The 581-nt window shown below is 81.4% G+C and carries 1 protein-coding gene; it reads right to left on the bottom strand.

Going from position 1 to position 581, the window contains the following annotated elements:
- A partial coding sequence (locus tag ABEB16_RS22375) for a hypothetical protein (protein ID WP_345714353.1) occupies positions 1-473 on the bottom strand: 473 nt, incomplete at its 3' end.
- Positions 474-581 lie beyond the last annotated feature (108 nt).

Genomic DNA, 581 nt, shown 5'->3' with positions numbered 1-581 from the left:
CCGATCGCCGTCGCGGCCGGCGTCCCCAGCCGCTCCCACAGCAGCGCCAGGCCCACCGTCTCGCCGACGTCCGCCAGGAGGTAGACGCGCACCGCCCAGCGGGCACCGCCCAGCCCTCCCGCCACGGCGCGCGCGGGACGGGAGGCGGCGGTGTCCACCCGGGCCCGCAGCGCGGCGACCGCCGAGGACAGCAGCGCCGCCAGCGGCAGGGCGACGAACAGGACGTCGACGACCGCGTAACCCCGCAGCAGGTGGTCCGGCGGCACCAGGGAGGTCTCCACCCCCCACCCCCGCCAGGCCCCCACCACGGCGAGGGCGCCGGCGGGGTCGGTCAGCGTGCCCGGGCGCGCGACCGCGCCGAAGCCCCCGGAACCCTCGCCCGGGTCGTGCACCTGCGCGAGCCCGGCGTCGACGCGGTCCAGGACGAGCAGGCCCGCCAGCACGGACCCGGCCAGCCACAGCCGCACCAGCACCCGCAGCAGGGGGGCGCCCCGCCACCGGCGGCGCCACCGGTCCCGGGCGCTGCGCCACCGGGACCGGGCCCCGCGGCCCGCGGGCCCCGCCGCCTCGTGCGCCACCAC

The organism is Kineococcus glutinatus (assembly GCF_039542765.1).
In the GTDB taxonomy this organism is placed as follows: domain Bacteria; phylum Actinomycetota; class Actinomycetes; order Actinomycetales; family Kineococcaceae; genus Kineococcus_A; species Kineococcus_A glutinatus.
Note: the sequence above shows the minus strand (reverse complement) of the source record. Positions and strands in the feature narration are given on the sequence as shown.